16 protein-coding genes are annotated in these 23,249 nt (G+C 29.4%); 10 read left to right on the top strand and 6 right to left on the bottom strand.

What is annotated here, in order from left to right; all coding sequences use genetic code 4:
- Window positions 1-177: 177 nt before the first annotated feature.
- Genes H9M94_RS01245 through H9M94_RS01225 form a run of 5 tightly spaced genes read left to right on the top strand, consistent with a single transcriptional unit; the run spans window position 178 to window position 9,001 of the window.
- Window positions 178-528, top strand: coding sequence for a PTS sugar transporter subunit IIABC (locus H9M94_RS01245; RefSeq protein WP_255483474.1), 351 nt, complete (start codon window positions 178-180; stop codon window positions 526-528).
- 14 nt (window positions 529-542) lie between these two features.
- A complete protein-coding gene (locus H9M94_RS01240; protein WP_187469773.1) occupies window positions 543-4,892 on the top strand; it encodes an AAA domain-containing protein in 4,350 nt (1,449 codons plus the stop codon).
- An 11-nt stretch (window positions 4,893-4,903) separates the two neighbouring features.
- Entirely contained in the window at window positions 4,904-5,272 is a 369-nt protein-coding gene (locus H9M94_RS01235; protein WP_187469772.1) for a helix-turn-helix transcriptional regulator, read from the top strand.
- A 35-nt stretch (window positions 5,273-5,307) separates the two neighbouring features.
- On the top strand, window positions 5,308-7,074 hold the full coding sequence (locus H9M94_RS01230; RefSeq protein ID WP_187469771.1) for an ABC transporter ATP-binding protein: 1,767 nt from the start codon (window positions 5,308-5,310) through the stop codon (window positions 7,072-7,074).
- Window positions 7,055-9,001 (top strand): ABC transporter ATP-binding protein, encoded by a 1,947-nt coding sequence (locus H9M94_RS01225; RefSeq protein ID WP_187469770.1) that lies wholly within the window; start codon window positions 7,055-7,057, stop codon window positions 8,999-9,001. Before H9M94_RS01230 ends, H9M94_RS01225 begins: the two co-directional genes overlap by 20 nt.
- Before the next feature lie 27 nt (window positions 9,002-9,028).
- Here the strand turns inward: H9M94_RS01225 and H9M94_RS01220 are convergent, their stop codons facing one another.
- A complete protein-coding gene (locus H9M94_RS01220) occupies window positions 9,029-10,291 on the bottom strand; it encodes a hypothetical protein (RefSeq protein ID WP_187469769.1) in 1,263 nt (420 codons plus the stop codon).
- A gap of 20 nt (window positions 10,292-10,311) precedes the next feature.
- The gene (locus H9M94_RS01215) at window positions 10,312-10,725 is read right to left on the bottom strand and encodes an RNA-binding protein (protein ID WP_187469768.1); all 414 of its coding nucleotides are present in this window, start codon (window positions 10,723-10,725) and stop codon (window positions 10,312-10,314) included.
- A 290-nt stretch (window positions 10,726-11,015) separates the two neighbouring features.
- Between H9M94_RS01215 and H9M94_RS01210 the strand changes: the two genes are divergently transcribed.
- The 5 genes from H9M94_RS01210 to H9M94_RS01190 all read left to right on the top strand — a co-directional run bounded on the left by H9M94_RS01210 (window position 11,016) and on the right by H9M94_RS01190 (window position 18,114).
- Window positions 11,016-12,398, top strand: a complete 1,383-nt coding sequence (locus H9M94_RS01210; RefSeq protein ID WP_187469767.1) for an MAG3090 family protein — start codon at window positions 11,016-11,018, stop codon at window positions 12,396-12,398.
- Window positions 12,399-12,524: 126 nt separating this feature from the next.
- Window positions 12,525-13,898, top strand: a complete 1,374-nt coding sequence (locus H9M94_RS01205; RefSeq protein WP_370576689.1) for a glycine--tRNA ligase — start codon at window positions 12,525-12,527, stop codon at window positions 13,896-13,898.
- A gap of 27 nt (window positions 13,899-13,925) precedes the next feature.
- The gene (dnaG, locus tag H9M94_RS01200) at window positions 13,926-15,854 is read left to right on the top strand and encodes a DNA primase (protein WP_187469766.1); all 1,929 of its coding nucleotides are present in this window, start codon (window positions 13,926-13,928) and stop codon (window positions 15,852-15,854) included.
- A gap of 14 nt (window positions 15,855-15,868) precedes the next feature.
- Window positions 15,869-17,317 (top strand): RNA polymerase sigma factor, encoded by a 1,449-nt coding sequence (locus H9M94_RS01195; protein ID WP_187469765.1) that lies wholly within the window; start codon window positions 15,869-15,871, stop codon window positions 17,315-17,317.
- 2 nt (window positions 17,318-17,319) lie between these two features.
- Window positions 17,320-18,114 (top strand): Nif3-like dinuclear metal center hexameric protein, encoded by a 795-nt coding sequence (locus H9M94_RS01190; protein ID WP_255483472.1) that lies wholly within the window; start codon window positions 17,320-17,322, stop codon window positions 18,112-18,114.
- Window positions 18,115-18,212: 98 nt separating this feature from the next.
- On the opposite strand, the gene glyA is transcribed toward H9M94_RS01190, so the two are convergent.
- From glyA to pheS, 4 genes are read right to left on the bottom strand one after another with little or no spacing between them, the layout of a single operon-like run.
- Entirely contained in the window at window positions 18,213-19,469 is a 1,257-nt protein-coding gene (gene glyA / locus H9M94_RS01185) for a serine hydroxymethyltransferase (protein WP_187469764.1), read from the bottom strand.
- Between the two features lie 7 nt (window positions 19,470-19,476).
- Window positions 19,477-21,633 (bottom strand): phenylalanine--tRNA ligase subunit beta, encoded by a 2,157-nt coding sequence (locus H9M94_RS01180; RefSeq protein WP_187469763.1) that lies wholly within the window; start codon window positions 21,631-21,633, stop codon window positions 19,477-19,479.
- Entirely contained in the window at window positions 21,634-22,299 is a 666-nt protein-coding gene (locus H9M94_RS01175; protein ID WP_187469762.1) for a uracil-DNA glycosylase, read from the bottom strand.
- On the bottom strand, window positions 22,289-23,242 hold the full coding sequence (gene pheS, locus H9M94_RS01170) for a phenylalanine--tRNA ligase subunit alpha (RefSeq protein WP_187469761.1): 954 nt from the start codon (window positions 23,240-23,242) through the stop codon (window positions 22,289-22,291). The genes H9M94_RS01175 and pheS overlap by 11 nt, the downstream gene beginning before the upstream one ends.
- Between the last annotated feature and the right edge of the window lie 7 nt (window positions 23,243-23,249).

The raw sequence follows: 23,249 nt of genomic DNA, 5'->3' as shown, positions 1-23,249 counted from the left end.
TTAACCTTTTATCACTATCTCCAAGTCGTAAAAAGCATTTTATTCAATTAGCTGCTTGAAAAATGTGTTTCATCAGCAAAAAACTCTTTTTTAGGCAAAAAATCAATATTTTTTTATTCTATGAATAAAACTTTAAAAAATCAAGGACAGATTTTAGTAAAAAAGTATAATTTACATATGAAGAGAAATAGATTTACAATTGTTTTTTTAACGATAATTACATTCGGACTTATTTGAATTAAGTGAAATAAACAAACCCAAAAACAAAAGAACACAATTTATCAAATCGATAAGTTACCTTTTAACATCTCAGAATTAATTAGCATTTTTGAGAAAGATAACATTGAAAAAACAGAAGTGAAATTAAACCGCTTAACAGTTTTTGTTAAAGAGATTAAAAAAGTGAAATTAGATTCTTTAAAAACACTCAATGGAGTAAAAGGAGTTTTTGCTAAATCAAATTCAGTATCAATCATTTTTGGTGAATATACTGAAGCGATTAATAATGCGTTAATAAAAACGCTTTAAGAAAGGTGGATAAAATGAATGAAAATTCAAAATACAAAGTAATCCTAGATAACTTACTTGATGTATCACAAAATGATTCATCGATTTTCACTAAGATTAACAACAAATACTTTATCGATTTATACTCATTAGTTGGCGAGAATAATTTTGAGAAAATGTATAAATCAGACACATTTGAAATTTCTGCTCTTGATAATAGAATTGTTGAATTCATCAAGAGAGTTAAGAATATTACAAATGGTGAGAATCTTGCTTTATACATGGAAAAGAACGATGAAGTTGCTAAAGCATTAGGAATTAAATATAATGCTGAAAATATTAGAGAAGATTATGAATATAACCGTGAAAAGATTCTTAATCAACTTGAACTCAAACTTCAAAAGTCACTTTTAAAATGAAAATTATTAAATGATAAAGTAACAAACATTTTAGATGAAACAAATATTTGACCATTACACATTGGTTTCTTATTTGTAAGCTTTAGAAAAGATGATAAAGCAATTTATGCACCATTATTCTTAAAAGAAGCTACAATCACATTTTCAAATGGTAAACCAAATATTAAATCAGAAGGTGATATTAAAGTTAATGAAAAATTATTATTCTTCCTTAACAATAACGAATTCAATATCAACATAGACACAGACTTCAAAGATTATAAAATCGAGAGTTTAATGTCAAAACTTAAAGAAGATTGAGAAAACCTTTATGAACTTCCAAAAACACTTGCTGAACCATTTAATAGTTTAACAATTGACGAAATTCAAAATGAAAACCTTCGTTTCTACCCTGGTTCAGTTTTAGGTATTTATCAACCATGAGGTGGTTACTCACGTAATCGTATGAAAGATATCATCTTAAATGATGAAATGGATGATATTATCAAAGTTGAATTCAATAAGAATGTTTATAAAAATGTTGTTAATTCATTAGTCTTTAATCCAGATTTAAAATTATTTAGAATTACCCCATCAAACCTTTCACAAGATAAGGCAATTTTATCTGCACTTAATCAAAACACAGTTATTTGAGGTCCACCCGGAACTGGAAAATCACAAACAATTGTTAATATTCTTACAAACATTTTATTCTATGGAAAAACAGCTATTGTTGCATCGCAAAAGAAAGCAGCATTAGAAGTTATTCGTCATCGTATGGAATCACTTGCTCCATTTTGTTTATTCATTTTAAACTCTAAAGAAATGAAACGTAAGACATTCTATAAACCAATCAAAGAATACTTAGATATGCTTGAAAACTTCAATGATCAACGTAAAATCGAAACATTTGGAATTGTTTCTAAGAAAGAAATCGAATTCATCTCAAAAGCATCAGAATATCTTAATGATTCACTTTCGCAAAATGTTTTAAAAGCATACTTCTATATCAAAGAACACCAACCAAACTTTGATTTACAAAAACAAATGGACTTTTTACTTAAATTACCACGTGATTTAAAATATCCAGACAAACCTACAACAAACACTTCAAAAGAAATGTTAAGACTTGCTAAATTGCAATTTTTCCCATTTATTAAGAAGTATTATGAAATCAAAAAAATCGGTCAACAAATCGATCACGAAATGCCTAATTTCGATGGATCATTTGCGGACTTAATGAACTTTATTAAAACAATTGGATTCAATAATGTTGATTCAGAATATAGTCCATTCAAAAAACTTAATAATTTAATTAAGTTAAATAAAGAATTAGCACACAAACCAATTGTTTCAAACCAAGAAAACCTTCGTTTAATTATCACTGAAATGATTTTCGAAAGAATTAACAATTTTAATGAAGAGCAAAAGAGACTTTACCGTGAGTTTGCACAATCTGTTCGTATTAACAATCTTGAACCATATCGTTTTGTTAAAAAGTACTCACAGATTATTAAATTAATTTATCCAATTATTATTGCAACTCCAAATACTGATTTATCAGGTTGATCAAAAAATGAATTTGATTATGCGATCCTTGATGAATCAAGTCAAATTTTCATTGAAAATGCTTTACCAATTTTATACTTAGCAAAAATCAAGATTCTTGCTGGTGATACTGAACAAATGAAGCCAAGTAACTGATTTGGAATCAGATATACTGATGATTCTATCTTTGGTCAAGTTGAATCTGTCTTAGATTATGCGCTTTCATTAGGTGTACATAATGTTATGCTTGATAAAAACTATCGTTCAAATCATGCTGCATTAATGACTTATTCAAGCAAATACTTCTACGATGGTAAATTAGATGTGCTTGATTCTGCATCAGTTTGAAATGATGAACCAATTGAAGTTTTCCAAGTTGATGGTAAGTGAGAAAATACACAAAATATCGCTGAAGCTAAATTAGCAATTGATAAAGTAATTGAAAACTTAGATAAATACAACAAAATTATTCTTTTATCATTCAACTCCAAACAAGCAGAATATATAACTAATTTAATTTATCGTCACCATCCACAACTTGAAGAAGCAATTCATGATAAAAAACTTTTAATCAGAAATATCGAAAATATTCAAGGTGATGAAGCTGATTTAGTTGTTGCTACTGTCGCATATGATAAAGATACAAAATTAAATTCAACATACGTTTGTCGTCCAGGTGGTAAAAACGCCTTAAACGTAACGATATCAAGAGCAAAAGACAAGATGATTATTGTCAAAACAATTATGTCGGATGACGTAACATCAAATGGAGATATGTCAGATGATATGAAAATATTCAAAAAATGACTTGAATATTTAGAAATGACTACATTAGATAGAATGAAATTATTACAAAAATCATTTGCTAATAATCATAATGTTATCTCTAACACAATTGCAAAAGATGAATGATTTAAAGATCTTGTTTTCAACAAAATTAAAGAAAGAATTCAAGATGATATTCGTTTTGAAATCTTTAAAAACTACACTGTTGGTTCAAACGATATTGATTTAGTTGTTACATTCAACAAAATCCCATTTAAATGTATTTGTTTTGATACATTTAATTACGCAAATTCAATTGAACAATATGCGAAATTATATGATGCAATGAAGTTCTTAAAATCTAAGCAGTACGATTTAGTTATTGTTAACCCATTAAATTGAATCGATATTCAAAACGATGTTAAAGAATGATTTAATGTTGATAATCTTGTTAGATTCCAAGAGGATTCAATCAATAATAAAACACATACATACATTATTAACAAGTATGAACAAACAGAAACAATTCAAGATGCAACTGCAGAAATCACAAGTCAAATTGAACTTGTAAAACAAGATGATAAATTCTTTTCAAGTCACTTCGCTGATGATTCAACAGAATTAGAATTCACAAAAGAAACAAATCATAACGATGCAGCTGATACTTTAGATAATGTTTTCAATCCAATTGAAACTAAAGAAGTCACTCATGAAACTACTCAAGAAATTGAAAAACAAGCTGAATTAGTTGAAACTTCTGAAATTGAAATTAATGATAAAACTATTGAAACTCATTTATTTAATGAATTTGACTTATCAGACTTAGACAAAGGCGCAGAAGTCCAAGAAACACCTGAATTTTTTGAAAATAGTGAAGAAAAACTTATTGAAGAAGAATTTTTAGTAGATCAAACAACGATTGCTCCAACTCAAGAAAATTTAGATGTAGAAAATGATGAACAAATTAATGAGCAAGATGAATTCGTTGAAGATCATTTAGACAGCACTGATGGTATTGAAGAGTTAATTAATAATTTTAATGAAAACGAAAACATGGAAACACCATTAGAAATGGATGAAACAAACAACATTGAAGTATATGAAAAAGAAGTTGAAATTGATAACGTTGAAAATCCTGAATCAAGCAAAGTTCAAGAAGAACAAAATATTGATAATTGATTTGATGATGAAATCTTAAATACTTCAGAAAATATCTTTGGTTTTAGTGCTTATGAAGACGAAGAAGGCAGAACTAAAAACATTGATGAATTAGATAATCAAAATCAAACTACTTCATTAGAAACTGAATTAGACAAAGAAACTGTTATTGCTGAAAATGAAGAACAATTTGTGGTTGATGATGAGTTAGTTGCTCCAGATTCAGATGAAGAATCTAGTGAAGAAAATCAAGAGCAAAATGAAGGACAAGAAGAAATTCTATTCAATGATGAAGAAGATGAAGCAGATGATGAATTTGTCTTAAATTGAGGTAAAAGTACAAAAGAAATTCAAACCAACAAAGAAACAACTGAAATAGATGCACAAAAAGAACAAGAAGTTTTAGAAAAATTAAATGTTAAAAATTCAAAACAAACAGTTAACCAAAATGTGCCATCAATGAGTGATGCAACAAAAGAATGAATCTTTGACTCATCACTTGATGACGAGTTTTAATGGAGGAAAATATGAAATTAAGTAAATTATTAAAAATATTATCATCACCAATAAAACTTAAATTAATAATTCACCTATATACATGTCACGAACGTGAATGTGATGTTCATGAATTAGTTGAGCTAATTGGTGGAAAACAAGCTAATATTTCAAAACACTTATCAAATTTAAGAACAGAAGGTATAGTAGCTGTTAAAAAAGATGGTTTATTTAGTTATTACTATATTTCACCAGAATTCGTAAAAAAATATGGTGTCTTAATTGAAGAAATAATTGATCTTGAATCATTTGATAAAATATTGTGTAAATGTATTAATGATGGACATGAGCAACAAACGCATGTGCATGAAAATAAATGTAACATAGAAGGTAATAAATAATTACTTTCTTTTTTCTAAATTAAAAAGGAATAAAAATGAAAACAACTAAAAATAAGGAAGTCTCATTTTGGACGCTAACTAAAGGTGTTAGATTATTTGCGGCAATAACTATTATCATTGGAATCATTGAAGTTATTTCACAAGTTGCTATGCCTGGTTTAGCAGGTCAAATTATTGATGAAATACGAAAACCATCTGACCAAATTGTGATGAAACACATTTGAAAAAATGCAATTTTATTAATTGTTTTTGCCTTTGGCGCCTTAACCACAGGTATATTAAGTTCATTTATGTCGGCAAAAGCCTCGTCGAGATATGCACAAAACATTAGGAATCATATTTTTGCAAAAGTTCAGATTTTTTCATTTAATGACATAGATTATTTTAGCAGTGGCGCAATCTTAAACCGCTTAAATAATGATGTAAACAACATTCAGATGTCTTTTAACTTACTCATTAGAACACTTATAAGACTACCAATTATGTTTGTTGTTGCACTTGTTTTCTCAATTCACGAATCGGTAGAATTGTCTGGTATATTCTTAGTTACAATACCATTTATTGCTATATCAACACTTTTCATATGAAAAACAACTAACCCTAAATTTAAGCGTCTTTATAGACAATATGACAAATATAACCAAAAAGTTCAAGAAAACCTTTATGGAATTAGAACGATTAAATCATATGTTACAGAAGAGTTTGAATTCAAACGTATGAAAGAAATTACAAACAAGCTAAGAGATACAAATACTGAAGCAGAAAAAAACATTACATGAAGTACATTAGTAATTATGGGAGCAATTTTCATGAGTGTTATTGCGCTTGCTGTAATTGGTACTAATTTATATTTATCTAAAAAAATTCAAATTGGTTCAATTATTGCTTTTAGTTCATACATTTGAATGGTTTCGGGTTCATTAATGGGGTTAATGAATGTTATGGGATTTGTCTTAATGGCAATACCTACTAAGAAAAGAATTGATGAAATTATCAAACGTGACCCAAGTATTAAAAATAATGAAAATGCCTTAGTGGTAGATTTAGATGGAAGTATTGAATTTAAAAACGTTAATTTTTCATATCATAATACAACTGCAAAGGCTTTAAATGATATCAATATTGATATCTTACCAAGTGAAACAATTGGAATTATTGGTGAAACTGGTTCTGGTAAGACAACATTTATCAATTTAATCAATAGATTTTATGATCCTGATAATGGAACAGTATTATTCAATGATATTGATCTCAAAGATCTTGATATCCAAAACACAACTTCTCAAATAGCAACTGTTTTCCAAGATAATATTTTATTCTCTGGAACAATTAGAAGCAATATGAAATTTGGTAAACCTGATGCAACAGATGAAGAAATTTATCAAGCATTAAAATACGCAAACATCTATGATTATGTAATAAACCTTCCAGAAAAGCTTGATTCTGTCGTTACACAAAAAGGTTCAAACTTCTCGGGTGGACAACGTCAAAGATTATGTATTGCACGTGCTTTAATCAAACAGCCTAAAATCTTAATTTTAGATGACGCTACTTCGGCAGTTGATTTTAAAACCGAAGCAGAAATAAAACAAGCATTAAATAAAATTAATTCATGTACAAAAATTATCATCGCTCAAAAGGTTTCATCAATTAAAAATTGTGACAGAATTGTAATTTTTAAAGATGGAAAAATTGAACAAATAGGAACGCATAGCCAATTATTTGAAACTAACGAATTCTACAAAGAGTTATATGAAATCCAACAAAATGCGGGAGGTTTAGATGAGAATACAATCGACTAATGCTAAGTTTGAACAACTCTCTAGCAAAGACAAAAAAAGCACTTTTAAAAGACTTTTTAGGATCATTTGAGCAGAACACAAATTAAGTTTATTGCTTGTTGGATTCTTAATTATTTTGAGTACTAGCGGTATGTTATACAATCAAGTATTTATAGGTCAAATCATCTACCAAGGTTTATTAGTAAAAGTTAATGATGCAGCAGATCGCACTAGCGCCTTTGATTATCAAAAATTCCAATTGATTATCTTTGGATCTGCAACACTATTTTTAGTTGCTGTACTCTCTGGTTTTGCTGCCAATAGAATAATGATCAATGTGACATATAAAGTTATCACAAAGCTTCGTAATGACTTATATAAACATGTTCAAAACTTAGCAGTTCAAACTTTTGATGGAACTGCAAAAGGAAAACTTTTAGCTCATTTCACTTCGGATATTGATACACTGAAACAATTCTTGTCAAAATCATTTCCATCTATGATACAGTCTTCAATAGTTATTTTTGTAGCTGTAATTGTTATGTTTGTATTTAGTTGAATATTAGCATTGATTATGTTAGTATCAGTTATATTTATATTTTTATCAGCTTATTTCATTGGTAAACAATCATCAAAAGCATTTAGAAATAAACAACAAAAAATTGGTGAAATCACTGGTTTTGCAGATGAAAATATTGCTGGTTTAAAAACTATTAAAATGTTTAATCAAGAAAATGACGCTATTCAACAATATCAGAACCATAATGCTGAACTAGCGAAACAAAACTTCCGTTCAGAATTCTTCTCAAATATTATTTTCCCAGTTGCACAAAATATAGGTAATATTGCCTATGCCATAGTGGTTTTAGTTGGTGCATTAATAACGATTTATGTCTCACCAACTGCACAAGCTAATTTATGAAGCATTATTGGATTAACAATTGGGACAATTATTTCATTCACACAATTTGCTAAAAGTTTCTCAGGTCCAATTTCAACCATGACGCAAAATGCAAATATCATTATTCTTGCTCTTGCTGGAACAAAACGTGTTTTTGACTTACTTGATGTACCAGTTGAAATTGATGAAGGTAAGATTAAACTTGTAAAAGTTGAAGAAGCAAATAATCATTACATTGAAATACCAATGAGCGAAAATTATGGTAAATATGCATGAAAATTCCCTAAATCGAGTGATAGAAAATGTCAATATAAATTTGTTGAAGGTAAAATTGAATTTAGAAATGTTTGATTTAAATATCAAGATCATTGAACCTTAAGAGATATTTCATTTATTGCAAACGCTGGTGAAAAAGTTGCACTTGTTGGAGCAACCGGTGCTGGTAAAACAACAATCGTTAACTTAATAACTCGTTTTTATGAGGTCTCTAAAGGAGATATTTTCTATGATGATATCAATATCAAAGATATTGAAAAAGCATCATTAAGAAAATCAATTGGTTATATACTTCAAGAAGCACATTTATTCACTGATACCGTTAAAAACAACATTATCTATGGTACAGAAGGAATTGATGATTATTTACTTAAAAATGTAACTGAAGCAGCTAATTTAAACACACACATCAACAAGATGCAAGATGAATATGAAACAATATTAGTAAATTCAGGTTCGAACCTATCTCAAGGTCAAAAACAACTTGTTGCAATAGCAAGAGCAAATTACAAGAACCCACCTGTTTTAATTCTTGATGAAGCGACATCAAATATCGATACGCACACAGAACATATCGTGAATAATGCAATGAATAGATTAATTGAAAATCGTACTTCATTCATTATTGCACACCGTTTGAGCACAATTGTTCATGCTGATAAAATTCTAGTTTTAAAAGAAGGTGAAATCATTGAAAATGGTTCACATGATGAATTAATGAATTCAAAAGGTGCATATTGAAAACTTTGAGAAAACAATAAACAAAAGTAAAATAAAATCCACGTTATCGTGGATTTTTTAATTGATTTTGAATGAATCTAAATCGTTTAAAACACAATAGAAAATTCTGCTTCAATATAACAATGAAATTAATTCACCTAATGCCTGTTCAGAGTTGTTTTGGATTTCGATTTGTATTGATTTTAAGTCACTATTATAACTTGTTAAGTAGTTATTAAACGTTGTGAAACTCTCAGCATTAAATTGATTAATTGTTAATGGTTTTAATTGATCAATTAAATCATCATTTTCTAAGTTCGATGAAGTTTGATAATCAAATAGTTTTTCTTTAATTGTAATAAAGTTAACAAAAATTGAATCATCACTAGTCAATAGTGTTTGGCCATAGGTTGAAATTTGTGTTGGAAAATCTAGAGCTGAATTTAATACACCTAGTTCTAAGGTTGTTTTATTAAACATATATGAGAAAAGTTTTGCAAGTTTTTTAGCAAAGACATCATATGCAATAAAAATATTATTAACTCCATGATGTTCTTTTTTGCTTAAATTAGCATTGAATACCATTGCTAAATCAAGTGCAACGTTGAAGTAAATATCTGGATTAAGAATCTTTTGACTCATATTTGCATATCCATCGATCATGTTTTGAATATTTACGCCTTGAGTTGCTAATAAAATCATACTAAGTTCAGATACAAGCGAATATTCACTATGAATATCATCTGAGACAAAGAAGATGTTTTCATATGGAACATTTACATTTGTTATGCTTGTGTATGTTTTTCTGCTTCCGATGTAGTAAATTGATTTTTGAATTAAGAACTCACTCGCTTGATGATTGAATTTTGAGATAAATGTTTCAATAGAATATTTTTGTGATTCATTGTTCCCAAAACTATCTAAAAATAATAATGAGATATTTTTGTCTTGATTTTTATTTAATTGATATGTTATTTCTTTATCAATATACTCAGGTGTTTGTTGTTCATTGATAAACACTAATTGGATTTTTTTATCTTGATTATAGTCGTATTTACCAAAAATAAATTCTAATGCTGCTTCAATTCCAATTTGAATTTCTTTTTTAGTTCAGATTATTAAGATGTCAATATTTCTTTTATAAAGTTTATCAACGAAGCTTAATATTTGATCAACACCATTTAAGGTGAAGTTGATTGCAATATCATCGAAACCCAAAAAAGAAGAACCTTTGAAATTTAATGATTTAATTTGCTCGATTATTTCATTAGCTTTATTTGATTCTTTTTCTTTTTCAGCATTATTTTGAAAGTAATTCTTTCTTAGAGTTATTAATGACATTTTGCTCCATTTTAATTATTTTATTCTACTTCGTTTGATATTTCTAGTTCTATTTTATTGTTTGATTCGTTATTTTCTTCTAATGAACTCATCATATGAGTGTACAAATTAGCAAATCCACTAGATGTTTCTTTAAGTTCTGCACATTTTTTAATATTGCAGATAACATCACGTTTAACGTGATTTGGGTGATTACGTTTAAATGATCCTTGTCCTTGAGATTTTTTAGGATTATATGATAGTACTATAAAGTTAATTATTTCACCTTGAGTGAAAATGTCTGTTAACTTGTTTTTAATATAATCTGTAACTTCTTTTTTATAAATTATAAATTCATTACTAAATCTATCTTGAACTACGATGAATTTTAAACCGGTTTTAATAACCTTTCCAGTTGCTACATCACCTTGTTTATAGTTAATGTTTTTTATCATATATTTATTATAAATCATTTTACAAATATTTGTATTATCAAGTAAATAACCAATAGCTCTGAATATTTTTATTCCTTATTTTAGGAATTAAAAGGTAAAAAACATCATTTTTTTCAGTCGTTTTTATATTATTTCACATATTTTTATGCCTACACAGTAGTTAAAAAAGGTTTTTTTACACTACATATAATAAAAATGTCATTAAATAATTTATAATTATGTATATATATCTAAAAATAACTATTTGAGCCTATTAGATAGTTACATTAACTGAAAGAGGAATTAAAATTATGAAACGTTTACAATGTTTATACAGACCTAATAAAGACAAGAACTATCCTTGAGCTTTAAAACACCCTAAGGTAGACAGTCCTCTTGCATTATTCAAAACACGTAAAGATGCAATGACATGATTCTTATCACTTGGTTATGATTGTGCAACATGATTCCAAACAGATAAGAAAATCTGAGGTGGACTTTTAATTGATGAAGCAGAAGTAAGAGACGGAAAAGAAGTTAGAGTTTATGAATTCAACGTTGATAAATTCGACGGAAACTTAGATCACAACGAAACTGCAGAAGAATTAAACATCGACCCAGAAACAGGATTAAGAAAAACAAAACAAGCAAACAAAGATTTAAAAGCAGTTGTTGACTTTAAAATCTTAAGAGATCACGAAACATACTTCCCAGTAGAAGATGATTTCAAAATTGAAAGAAAAAAATCTGCCAAAGACTTATTAATTGAAAAATTAAATGCACAAATTCTTGAATTAACAACATTATTAAAAGACAGAACAGACCAAGATTATTCACAAGAAATTCAACAACTCTACCAAAAATTACAAGATTCAAACTCAGATAAAGAAGAATTACTTAAAGAAATTGAAGAACTTAAGAGAAGATCACAAGAACAACCAGTTGTGGTAGAAGAAGTTGTAGAACAACCAGTTGTTGAAGTGGTTGAAGAAGTTCAACCAGAAGTTATTCCAGTTGTTGTTGAAGACAAAATTACAGAATATAAATATGTTCGTGAATTACCATTATTAGAACAAATTAAAGTATTAGCAATTTATGCAAGAAAACTTGAAAAATTAACAACAAAAATCACTGAAGAAACATTTACATCAGTACAAGATGTTAAAGATATCGAAGCTAACTTTGAACACGTATTAGAAGAAGCAAAATACTTAAGAGAAGAGTTCAAAGATGATGTTTACTACTCAAAATTACTTGCAGGAATTACATATTCATTAACAAAATCAATTGGTGAATTATCAGAAAGAATTATTGGTAAAAAAGACATTGAATATTCTGCAGAAACAGCATTATATTCAGAATGTTGTTTAGTTGGAAACATCAAAGTTTCACAAAGAACATCATACGTATTATTCAACCACATGCATGTTGGATTTGTTCCACAAGAAGCATACATATATGCAATTTTCTTAGGATACGATGCACGTAGACAACACTTCTTAGTATTTGATACACCATTCGATAAAGAAGTTGTAACAGTTGAAAAAGAAGTACCAGCTGAAACACAACCAGTTGTTGTTAAAGAAGCAACTCCAATTAGCTGATTAGCAGTGTTCTTATTAGCACTTGCATATGGAATTTTAGTAGCACTTGTAATCTTATTTGCATTCGGAATTATCGACCCAATTAAATAAGAATTTAACTAAAATTTGACCACTCAAAAAATGCACTTATTTTCAAGTGCGTTTTTGTTTTCATGAATTTTTCCATCATTAAAAAATAATATTTTTTAAAAAAGTAAAAAGTAGTAAAATAGCAATATGCTAAATAACAAAGAAAAAATGCAAAATATTGTTAACCATTTAAAAGTAAGTGGTTTTGTTTTCGCAGGAAGCGAAATCTATGGTGGTTTATCAAACACATGAGATTATGGGCCTGTTGGAGCTTTACTTAAAGACAATATCGAAAATTTATGAAAAAGAGAATTTGTAACAAAAGAAGGAAATAATTTTTTAATTGATTCAAAAATTTTAATGAACCCTCAAGTTTGAGTAACAAGTGGTCACGTTTCTAATTTTTCAGACCCATTAATCGAAAACAAAGTTAATGGAAAAAGATATCGTGCTGACAAACTTATTCAAGAATACGATGAAACAATCATCCCCGAAAAAATGACTCATGCAGAAATGGCTCAATTTTTAAGAGACCATGTTACTAAGTATGAAGGTGATAAAACAGATTGATCAGAAATCAAACAATTCAATTTAATGTTTGAAACAAGTCAAGGTGTTGTTGAAGGAGCTAAATCAAAAGTTTATCTTCGTCCAGAAACTGCACAAGGTATTTTTGTTAACTTCAAAAATGTACACCGTGCAACACGTGCTAAATTACCATTTGGTATTGCACAAGTTGGTAAAAGTTTCCGTAATGAAGTAACACCTGGTAATTTTATTTTTAGAACTAGAGAATTCGAACAAATGGAATTAGAATTCTTTACAAAACCAGAAGAAGCAAACCAATGATTTGACTACTACGTTGATAAAGCTTATAATTTCGTTCAAGCTTTAGGTATTCAAAAAGATAGCATTAGAATCAGAGCACATGATCAAGAAGAATTAGCACACTACTCTGCGGGTACAAGCGACATCGAATTCCAATTCCCATTTGGATGAGGTGAACTTCTTGGGATTGCTAATCGTACAGATTACGATTTAAAATCACATATGGCTGCCACTGGAGAATCTCTTGATTACTTAGATCCCGAGACAAACAAAAAGATTGTTCCATATGTTATCGAACCATCAATTGGACTTGATCGTTTAATGTTAGCTGTAATCGCTGATTGTTACAAAGAAGAACAATTAGCAGAAAATGATCAAAGAATCGTTCTTTCATTCCCTTATGACGTTGCTCCATATAAAGTTGCTGTACTTCCATTGGTTAAAAAACTTTCAGAGAAATCTCGTGAAGTGTTTAATAAATTATTAGATTTAGGTATTGCAACAACTTACGATGAAGCAGGTACAATTGGTAAACGTTACCGTCGTCAAGATGCTATTGGTACATTCTGATGTTTAACAGTTGATTATGACACATTAGAAGATGGTAATGTAACATTACGTCATAGAGATACAATGGAACAAGTTAGAATTCCAATTGAAGAAGTTCCGCATTTTTTAGCAACACACAAATAATTTTTTAATTCACGCAAGGAGAGTTAAATGGTAAAAAAACATTTTCCAATAGAACTATCCGAACAAATAATAAAACAAGCCGACATAGTTGAGATAATATCTGAATTTGTTAATTTAAACAAAAAGGGTAACAACTATGTTGGCCTTTGTCCGTTTCACCAAGACTCAACACCAAGTTTTACAGTCTCACCAATAAAACAAATTTTCAAATGTTTTCCTTGTGGTGCTGGTGGAAATGTTGCTAGTTTCATTAGAAGATTTAAAAATCTTAATTTTATTCAAGCAATTGAATATTTAGCTCAAAAACAAAACATTGACTACGATTTTAGTCAACATCAAAACCAAGAAATAAATAACTATACAGAAGAAGAAATTCAAATTTTAGACTCACTAGAGCTCGTTAATGCTTACTATAAAACTCAAATCTGAGCAAATCAAGCTGCAAGTGATTATATTAAACAACGTGGTTTAGATGATCCAGATATCCGTGATATGTTTGATATCGGTTTTGCTCCAAAGGGTAGATTAAAAGATGCTCTTAAAGCATTAACCGCTGACAATAACATTCTTGTAAAAGCAGGTTTATTAAACCAAGATCATAATGAAATGTTTTGAGATCGGATTACTTTTGGTATCAAAAATGCAAAAGGTGAATTAGTTGCTTTCTCAGCACGTGCTTTAACTAAAGATACACAAGCCAAATACATCAACTCACCTGAAACAGAGTTGTTCCATAAGTCTAAAATTTTATACAACTACCACAATGCTAAAGAAAGCATTGCTAATAAAAAAGAAGTAGTAATTGTTGAAGGTTACATGGACGTTATTGCTTGCTATAAAGCAAATATCACCAATACAGTTGCTATTATGGGTACTGCATTAACTAAAGATCATGTTCAATTGATTAGAAATAATAAAGTTACATTATTCTTAGATAATGATAATGCAGGTATTAATGCATCGTTACGTAGCATTAAAACTCTTTTAGAAAACAATGTTGAAACTGTTGTTGTGCTTAACAAATTCCTTAAAGATGCTGATGAAATCTTAAAAGAATATGGTGCAGAGACATTACAAAATCTTGTTACTCAAAGCACACAATCATCTGTCGATTTTGTTTATGAACAACTTAAGAAAATTCATAATTTAAACACAAACGTTGACTTTCAACATTTAAATGATTTTATTAAAGAATTAGATCAATATTTAGTTCTTATGACTGAAGAACAAATTCAATATATTGCGCTTCGTCTCGAAAAAGATTTTAACTATAAACTCAAAATTGATTCAATTCTTAAATTAGCACAAGCAAAAAATAAACAATACACAAAAACAAGTTATGAAAATGAATTTCAAAATTATGAACCAAGTTATATTCCGAGTTATGATTTTGAAACTCAAATTGACACACCGACTTATCAAACTCAAGAACCAGTAGCATATCAACGTGCATATGATAAATTCTGATTTGATAAAAAGATCACAAGAATTAATGTTCTAATTGGTATTTTATCTAACCCACAAGCATTAAAGTTATTTAAACAAATAGAAAATATTCAAAGTTTATTTATCTATCCAGAGAATGTTAAAAAACTTTTTGATGAGTTAGTCGCTATGGATGAAAATCAAATTTCTCCTGATAAAGCTCTTGAAATATCAAGTGAAGCATTAAGTGATTACTTCTCAGATATTAATAACCAAGCAATTCAAGAAGAGTTTACTAATATCTTTATAAACAATGCCATTGAATCATTTAACCAAGCATTTGAGACAGGTAAAACACTTCCTGTAAAAGCAATGCTCAATGAGTTAAATCAAGAATGAGCAAAATGATTGGATATTAACTATCCAACAAACAATCAAGCAAAAAACATTGTGGTTCCGCCATATCGTTATGAAATTATTAAAAAAATCAATGACTTTTGAAAAAATAGAACCATTAAATTAAAACCTTAAAAGGAGTAAGAAATATGCAAAAATTCGAAACTTTAATTAACTTCCTGAAAAAGGAATTAAATAAAAGCAAAAAAGACCACTTCACACAAGAAGAAGTTTTTGACATTATCTTGAAAAAGAACTTTTTCGTTGATGAAGATAGTACAGATGACTTAATGTTGGAGTTAAAAGACTCAGATATTATTGTCGATGATGTTGACTTTGGTGACGATGATGATTACACCGAAGATGATTTTGATTTATCAGGTTCAAAAAAATCTACTAAAAAATCTAAGAAAACTGAAGAAGTTATTGATGAAGATGAAGAGCCAGATTATGAAGAATTATTAGTTGATGATGACGATAGTGACGAAGACGATTTCATCGATGATGATATTGAAGATGAACACTACTTAGCTAAAGATGATGAGACAGAAGAAGATGATTCTGATGAAGATGAAGAAGAATCAGATGATGATGATATGTTTGCTGATCACTCTGATGAAGACGACTTAGATTTAGACTTAGATAAACTTTCATTTGACTTCAATGATACTGTTGACTTAGGTGAAGACACAAACAAAAAACTTAACCTTACAAACAAACTTACAGAAACAAACGATATTGTTAAATGATACATGCGTTGAATTGGTAAGTATGGTGAATTGCTTACAGTTGATGAAGAAAAGAAACTTGCAGAACAAATGGAACTTGGTGGTTTCAGAGGAAAACGTGCAAGAGATAAACTTATCCAAAGAAACCTACGTTTAGTTATTAATAATGCTAAAAAATACAAAAACAGAGGACTTTCATTTATTGATTTAATTTCTGAAGGTAACTCAGGTATTTTAAAAGCAGTTCAAAAATACGACGTTAATAAAGGATTTAAATTCTCAACATATGCAACATGATGAATTCGTCAAGCAATTACACGTGCTGTAGCGGATCAAGCTAGAACAATTCGTGTGCCAGTTCACATGGTTGAAACAATCAACAAGATTTCAAAAATTGAACGCGAACTTCAACAAGAATTAGGTAGAGAACCAAGTGACGAGGAAATCGCAGAAAAATACGGAAACGGATATAATGCTGAAAAAGTTAGATACATCCGTAAAATCAACATTGACCCAATTTCTTTAGATAAACAGGTTGGTAAAGAAAACGATTCAGCATTCTCTGATTTTGTTAAAGATGACAATATCATTTCACCAGTTGAATTTGCTTCACAAGAAGAATTAACTGAAGTTTTAATGGATATGATTGATACTTTAGATCCAGAAGACCGTAAGTTAATCTGTAAACGTTTTGGTGTAGGTACAGATGAATTTGGTGAACGTTACAGAGTGCACTCATTAGATGAATTAGCGCAAGATCGTGGTGGTGTTTCAAAAGAACGTATTCGTCAAATTGAAAATAAAATCTTACGTAAATTAAAAACAAACTCAAAACACGGTAAAAATTTAAAGGACTTTATTAAATCATAATTATGGCAGTAAAAAGATCAATGAAAATTAAGGATTTTATTGAATTAGTAAATTCATGATATCCAAATGAATTAAAAGAAATTTGAGATCCATCGGGATACTCAGTTAAAACAGTTCAAGCGAAAAAATTTACTGGTGCAGTACTTGCAATCGACTTAACAGAAGAAGTATTAAATGAAGCAATTGAAAATGGATGTAATGTTATCTTAACTCACCATCCATTCAAGTTTGAAGCAATGTGAAAAACAGAAGATTACAAAGCACCATACAAACGTGAAATCTTAAAGAAATTACGTCAACACCAAATTACATCTTATTCAATGCATACAAACTACGATTGCAATGAAGAAGGAACATCATACCAAATTGCTAGATATTTAGGAATTCAAGATAAATTAAACAAAGAATTAACACAAAAATATTCAGCAGTAATTGATGCTAATTTATCAGTTAGAGAATTAGCTCAATTACTTAAATCAAACTTAAAATTAGATTCATTTAGAACTAATGTTAAAGATGATCAATTAGACAAGAAACAAGCAACTATTGCTTTCTTAAGTGGTTCGGGTTACATTGGACAAATTGTTGATTTATCAAAGAGTATCGATCTTATTGTAAGTAGTGATTTTCGTTGAAGTGATTGAATTGTGTTTGATCAATGCAACATTAGCATTTTAGAAGTACCACACTTAGATGAACAAGTCTTTGCATGACATATGTTTGAAAGATTAACTCAAGAATTACCTGACAAGAAATTTGTACTTAAAGAAATTCCTGTTCCATATAAAAATTTATAATAACATTTAACGAACACAACAATTGGTGTTCGTTTTTTAATGCTTGCACATAGTCAAAAAATATTAAAAACATCCTAGATGTTAGGATGTTCTACTTATTATAAGTATGATTTTTTAATTGGGAATTCTTTTGTAAGAACAAGAACTTTGTTTTTAAGTTCTTGTAATTCTTCTTGATTATCAACTAATTTATCATGGTTTGAAAGTGTATAGTGAATAATTTCACAAAGTTCATCTCATTTTGTAAAGTCTCTACTTGTCATTGCTGCAGTACCAAGACGAATACCGCTACCTAACATAGGTGAAAGTGTATCGAATGGAATTGTATTTTTATTAATTGTGATGTTGATTTTTTCAAGAATGGTTTCTGCTTGTTTACCATTAATATTGTAAGTTTTTAAGACATCTACCATGAATAAGTGGTTATCTGTACCGTTTGAAACAATGGTTGCACCTTTTGCTTTAAATGCGTCACAGAATTTTGTTGCATTGTCTTTAATGTTTTTGGCATATTCTTTTCACATTGGTTGTAAAACTTCATAGAAAGCAACTGCTTTACCAGCAATAGCGTGGAATAATGGACCACCTTGATATCCTGGGAATACTCAACGATCCACTTTTTTAGCAATCTCTTCATCATCTGTCATGATGATGCCACCACGCCCACCACGTAGTGTTTTATGTGTGGTAGATGTAATAATGTGTGCGTGTCCAACTGGCGATGGATGTTGTCCACCTGCGATTAAACCTGCAATGTGAGCAATGTCTGCCATTAATTTAGCACCGCATTTATCGGCGATTTCTCTAAAACGCTTGAAGTCAATTGTACGTGAGTAAGCTGAATAACCACAAATAATTAAATCTGGTTTTTCTTCCATTGCCATTTTCTCAATAGTATCATAATCTAAAACACCTTCTTCAGAAAGGGCATATGAAACTGATTGGTAAAAAATACCACTAAAACTAATTTTATAACCGTGTGTTAAGTGACCCCCACAGTTTAAAGCAAGTCCCATGATTTTCCCGCCACTAGGCACAACTGATGCAATAGCAGCTGCATTTGCCACTGAACCTGAATATGGTTGAACATTAGCATATTTAACTCCGAAAATTTCTCTTAAACGATCGATTGCTGCTTGTTCAACAATATCAACGTTTTCACAGCTTCCGTAGTATCTTCTACCTGGATAACCTTCTCCATATTTGTTTGTTAGAACACTACCTTGTGCTTTTAAAACATCTTCTGATACATAGTTTTCTGAAGCAATAAGTTCGATGTGATCTTCTTGACGATGTAATTCATTATTAATTGCATCTTGAACAATTGTGTCATGTAATTTAATTTTTGAATACATATTCCTCCTACTTATTGAATTCTTTGTCGATTAATTCAATATTGTCTGATGTAGCAGTAACTCTTAAAGTTACATTGTGTGTTGTTTCTTTGTGATAATCATCAATTTGTTGAATATCAAATACTTTTGCAGTTGCTTTAATTTTATTAATTTTATCTGCGATATAGTCTTTTTTGTCTAATTCGAATGTTAAGTCAATTGTTTTTAAAGGTTCTGAATCAATTGCTTCAAATGTGATAACAGGTTCGATATTTTTAACAAGAATTTCAGCATAGAATGCATCAGTTTGATCATAACCTGGGTGTAATTTACCAATTCATCCAATCATTTCGCCGTCGTAAAGGATTTTAGCTGAAACATTAGGGTGGATGAATTCATTATCTTTAAATGGAATGAATTCTAAATCAAGTTTAGTAAAGTTTAAAATATCTTGTTTTAAGGCGTAAAAGTCTTTTGTTGTAGTTGCAAAACCATAAACTAAGACATTATTATTAATCATTCCTTTTTCGAAAATATTAATGTTTGTAATTTTACGTTTTTGGTTATATTCAACAACTTCAGATAATGAAGTGATGATTGAATTTCTGATTGTTTCTCTTTCTTTTGAAACGAATGTCATTAGGTTAATATCGTTTGCAAAATTAAATGGGTTTAATTGAGCTTTTTCTCGTGAAACAAGTGTAAATGTTCTTGCTTCTGAATAACCTTGTGCTTGAATTAAATTCTTTGAAATATCTCTATTTTGTGTGATTAATGGAACAGATTTAACTGCTTGTGGTTCAAATTTATCGTATGAGTAATATCTGAATAATTCTTCAATAATATCTTCAAAGATATTAACATCATATCTATAGTTTGGAACTAGCACATAGTCGTTTTCGAAAATGTAACCTAAGTTTGATAATTGTGATTTAGCTTCATCAAATTTAGTAATATCGTGTGAGTTTGTATATTTTTGTAATTTACTTGCATCAAATGCAATCTTTTTATGTGAGCGGTAATCAACAGGGTTAATAATTTGAGAGATTTCTAAACCTTCTGCGTTCATACGAATGTATTGCATAGCTAAATTAGCTAATTGTGGTGTGATAACTCTTGAACCTTGTGATGCTGAATTAGAGATCATTTTTAATTCTTTAGCACTATGACGTACTTGTGAATGATCAAAAACTCCAACTTCAAAAAGATAATCATTTGTCTCTAATGTTGTTTTTGATTTTTCAAGCCCCATTGCACATGCAATTGAAATAGGTTCTTTATCATCGTTTACAACTAGTACATTATTTAATTCAACTTCTTTTTCACCAAGGATTGTTAATTTACCAGTGTATGTTGAAGTAGTTAAGTTATTAGCAATTTTAGTTCTATCATAAACGTGTGCAGGCACACCAATGTTTAATAATGTTAAATTTGTTAAGTTTACTGCTCAATCAAATTTTGCATCAATACCATGTTTTGCTAAAAGCATTTTATCTTCTAATGTTGATGCTTTTTTACCTTTAATTTCTGTGAAAGTTAATGCTTTAGCAATTCCGTTTGTTGCCTTGACGTCGCTATTAAAAGTTGATTTAGTATCTTTAATGTGGAATGCTAAACCTAAATCACCATAGTATGCAGCGATTTCTTGTGCAATAACATAATATGAGTTTGCATCATTACGGTTTGCTGTTGTTGAGATTTCGATTATAGTATCATCTAAACCTAATTTTTGCATTGGATCATCATTGATTGTTGCAAAACCATTTGGTAATACTAAAACTTGATCTTTTTCAGATAATAATGTTCAATCATATCCGATTTCAGATCATGATGCGAACATACCTTCAGAAATATGTCCTTGTAATTCAACCGCACCAAATACCATATCACCTTTTGAAGCGCCAACTGGGAAGCAAATTGTAATATCACCTGGTTTTAACACTTTGTTATTGGTTTGGATGGTTTTATTACCGTCTTTTGTTTTAATTTCAACAATATCAAGACGTGGTTGTTTTGGGTTGTCACAAACTTTTAAAACTTCAGCAAATAAAAGTCCTTTAACATCGCTGAATTGTTTAATTTCTTCAACTTCTAAACCAAGTGCATTTAAAGCGTTTGATACTTCTTCGGCACTGACTTTCCTATTTTTAAAGTAAGTATTTAAGTGATTTAATGATAAATACATTTATTTACCTCCTTCTAAATTTCAATCAATTGGTTGCTCATTGTGTTTTTTAAGTTTTTTGTTGATTAATTTAAAAATACCTGAGTTTTCAAATCCTTTTTTGTAAGAGTATGGACTTGGGTGAGATGTCGCAATAACATTGTCCGGGTTGATTTCAATATCTTTAGCAAATTTTTGCGCTTCTTTACCTAAGAGAACTAAAATCACATTAGGGTTGACTTTAACAACTTCTTGAATAACTTTTTTGGTAAATGATTGTCAACCAAAGTTTTTATGTGAGTTTGGCTCACCATGAGATACTGTTAGGACTGTATTTAAGAGTAAAACACCTTGTTTTGCTCATGGAGTTAAGTCTGTTGAATCTAATTTTATTTTAGGATAATCTTTTTTAAGTTCTTTAAAGATGTTTCTTAATGATGGTGAAAGTTTATTATTACCTGTTGAAAATGCAAGACCATCAGCATAACCATATGTGTGGTATGGATCTTGACCAAGAATAATTACTTTCGTTTCTGCAACTTGGAAGTAGTCAAATGGACGGAAAATTTGGACTTGTTCTGGATAAATAACTGTTTTTTTACCTTCTTCTCTTAAACCGTTAATAATGTTGTCAAAGTAAGGTTTTTTACCCTCGCTTTGTAAAATTTCAATAAAACTATTTTTCATTTTTAAATTGCTCCAATACTCTTAAATCATTACGGTATAAGTCCCGAATGTCGTTAAATCCATATTTAATCATTGTGATTCTTTCAATTCCAATTCCGGCTGCAAAACCATTAAAATCATTGTTATATCCTGCTAATTCTAAAACTCTTGGATGTAACATTCCGGCTCCAAGGATCTCGATTCAACGATTTTTGTAGAAAACATCAACTTCTACAGATGGTTCAGTGAATGGGAAATAACTTGGACGCAGTCTGATTTCAACTTCTTCTTCAAGTACATAACTAAGTAAACTTTTAAGTGTTCAAATTAAGTTAGAAAAACTTACATGACCAACTGAAACGAAATCAACTTGTGTAAATTGGTGTGAGTGAGTTGCATCATCTTCATCATTACGGTAGACTTTACCGATTGCAAATGTTGAAATTTCTTGATTTTTATTTTCTTCAAGAACTTTAGCTGTAATACCTGTGTTATGTGTTCTTAATAATGTGGTTGCATTTAAATAAAGTGAGTCGTGCATTGCTCTTGCTGGGTGGTCACTTGGTATGTTTAGGCGCTCAAAATTGTACATATCAGATACAATTTCACCTTCTTCTTGTTGGTAGTATCCATGTTGAATGAATCAATCTTTTAATCTTTCTTCAACGATTGTGATTGGGTGCAATGAACCAACTTGAGAAACCGGCTTTGTAACATCAATAAATTCTGAATTGATTTTATTTTCGATTTTTAATCTTGCAATTCTTGCTTCTGCTGCTGCAAAGAATTCATTATATTTATTTTTTAATTGTGTAATTTTTTGTCCAAGTTCTTTCTTTTGTTCAACGGGTGCTGCTTTAAGTTCTTGTTGAAGTTTAAAAATTTCACCTTCATTAGAAAACACTTTAGCTTTTGCTTGTTTTAGGTCTTCTAAATTATTAATTAATTCTAATTTTAATTCCATATTTAAC

The organism is Mycoplasma sp. Pen4, from assembly GCF_014352955.1.
Lineage (GTDB): Bacteria > Bacillota_I > Bacilli_A > Mycoplasmatales > Metamycoplasmataceae > Mycoplasmopsis.
Note: the sequence above shows the minus strand (reverse complement) of the source record. Positions and strands in the feature narration are given on the sequence as shown.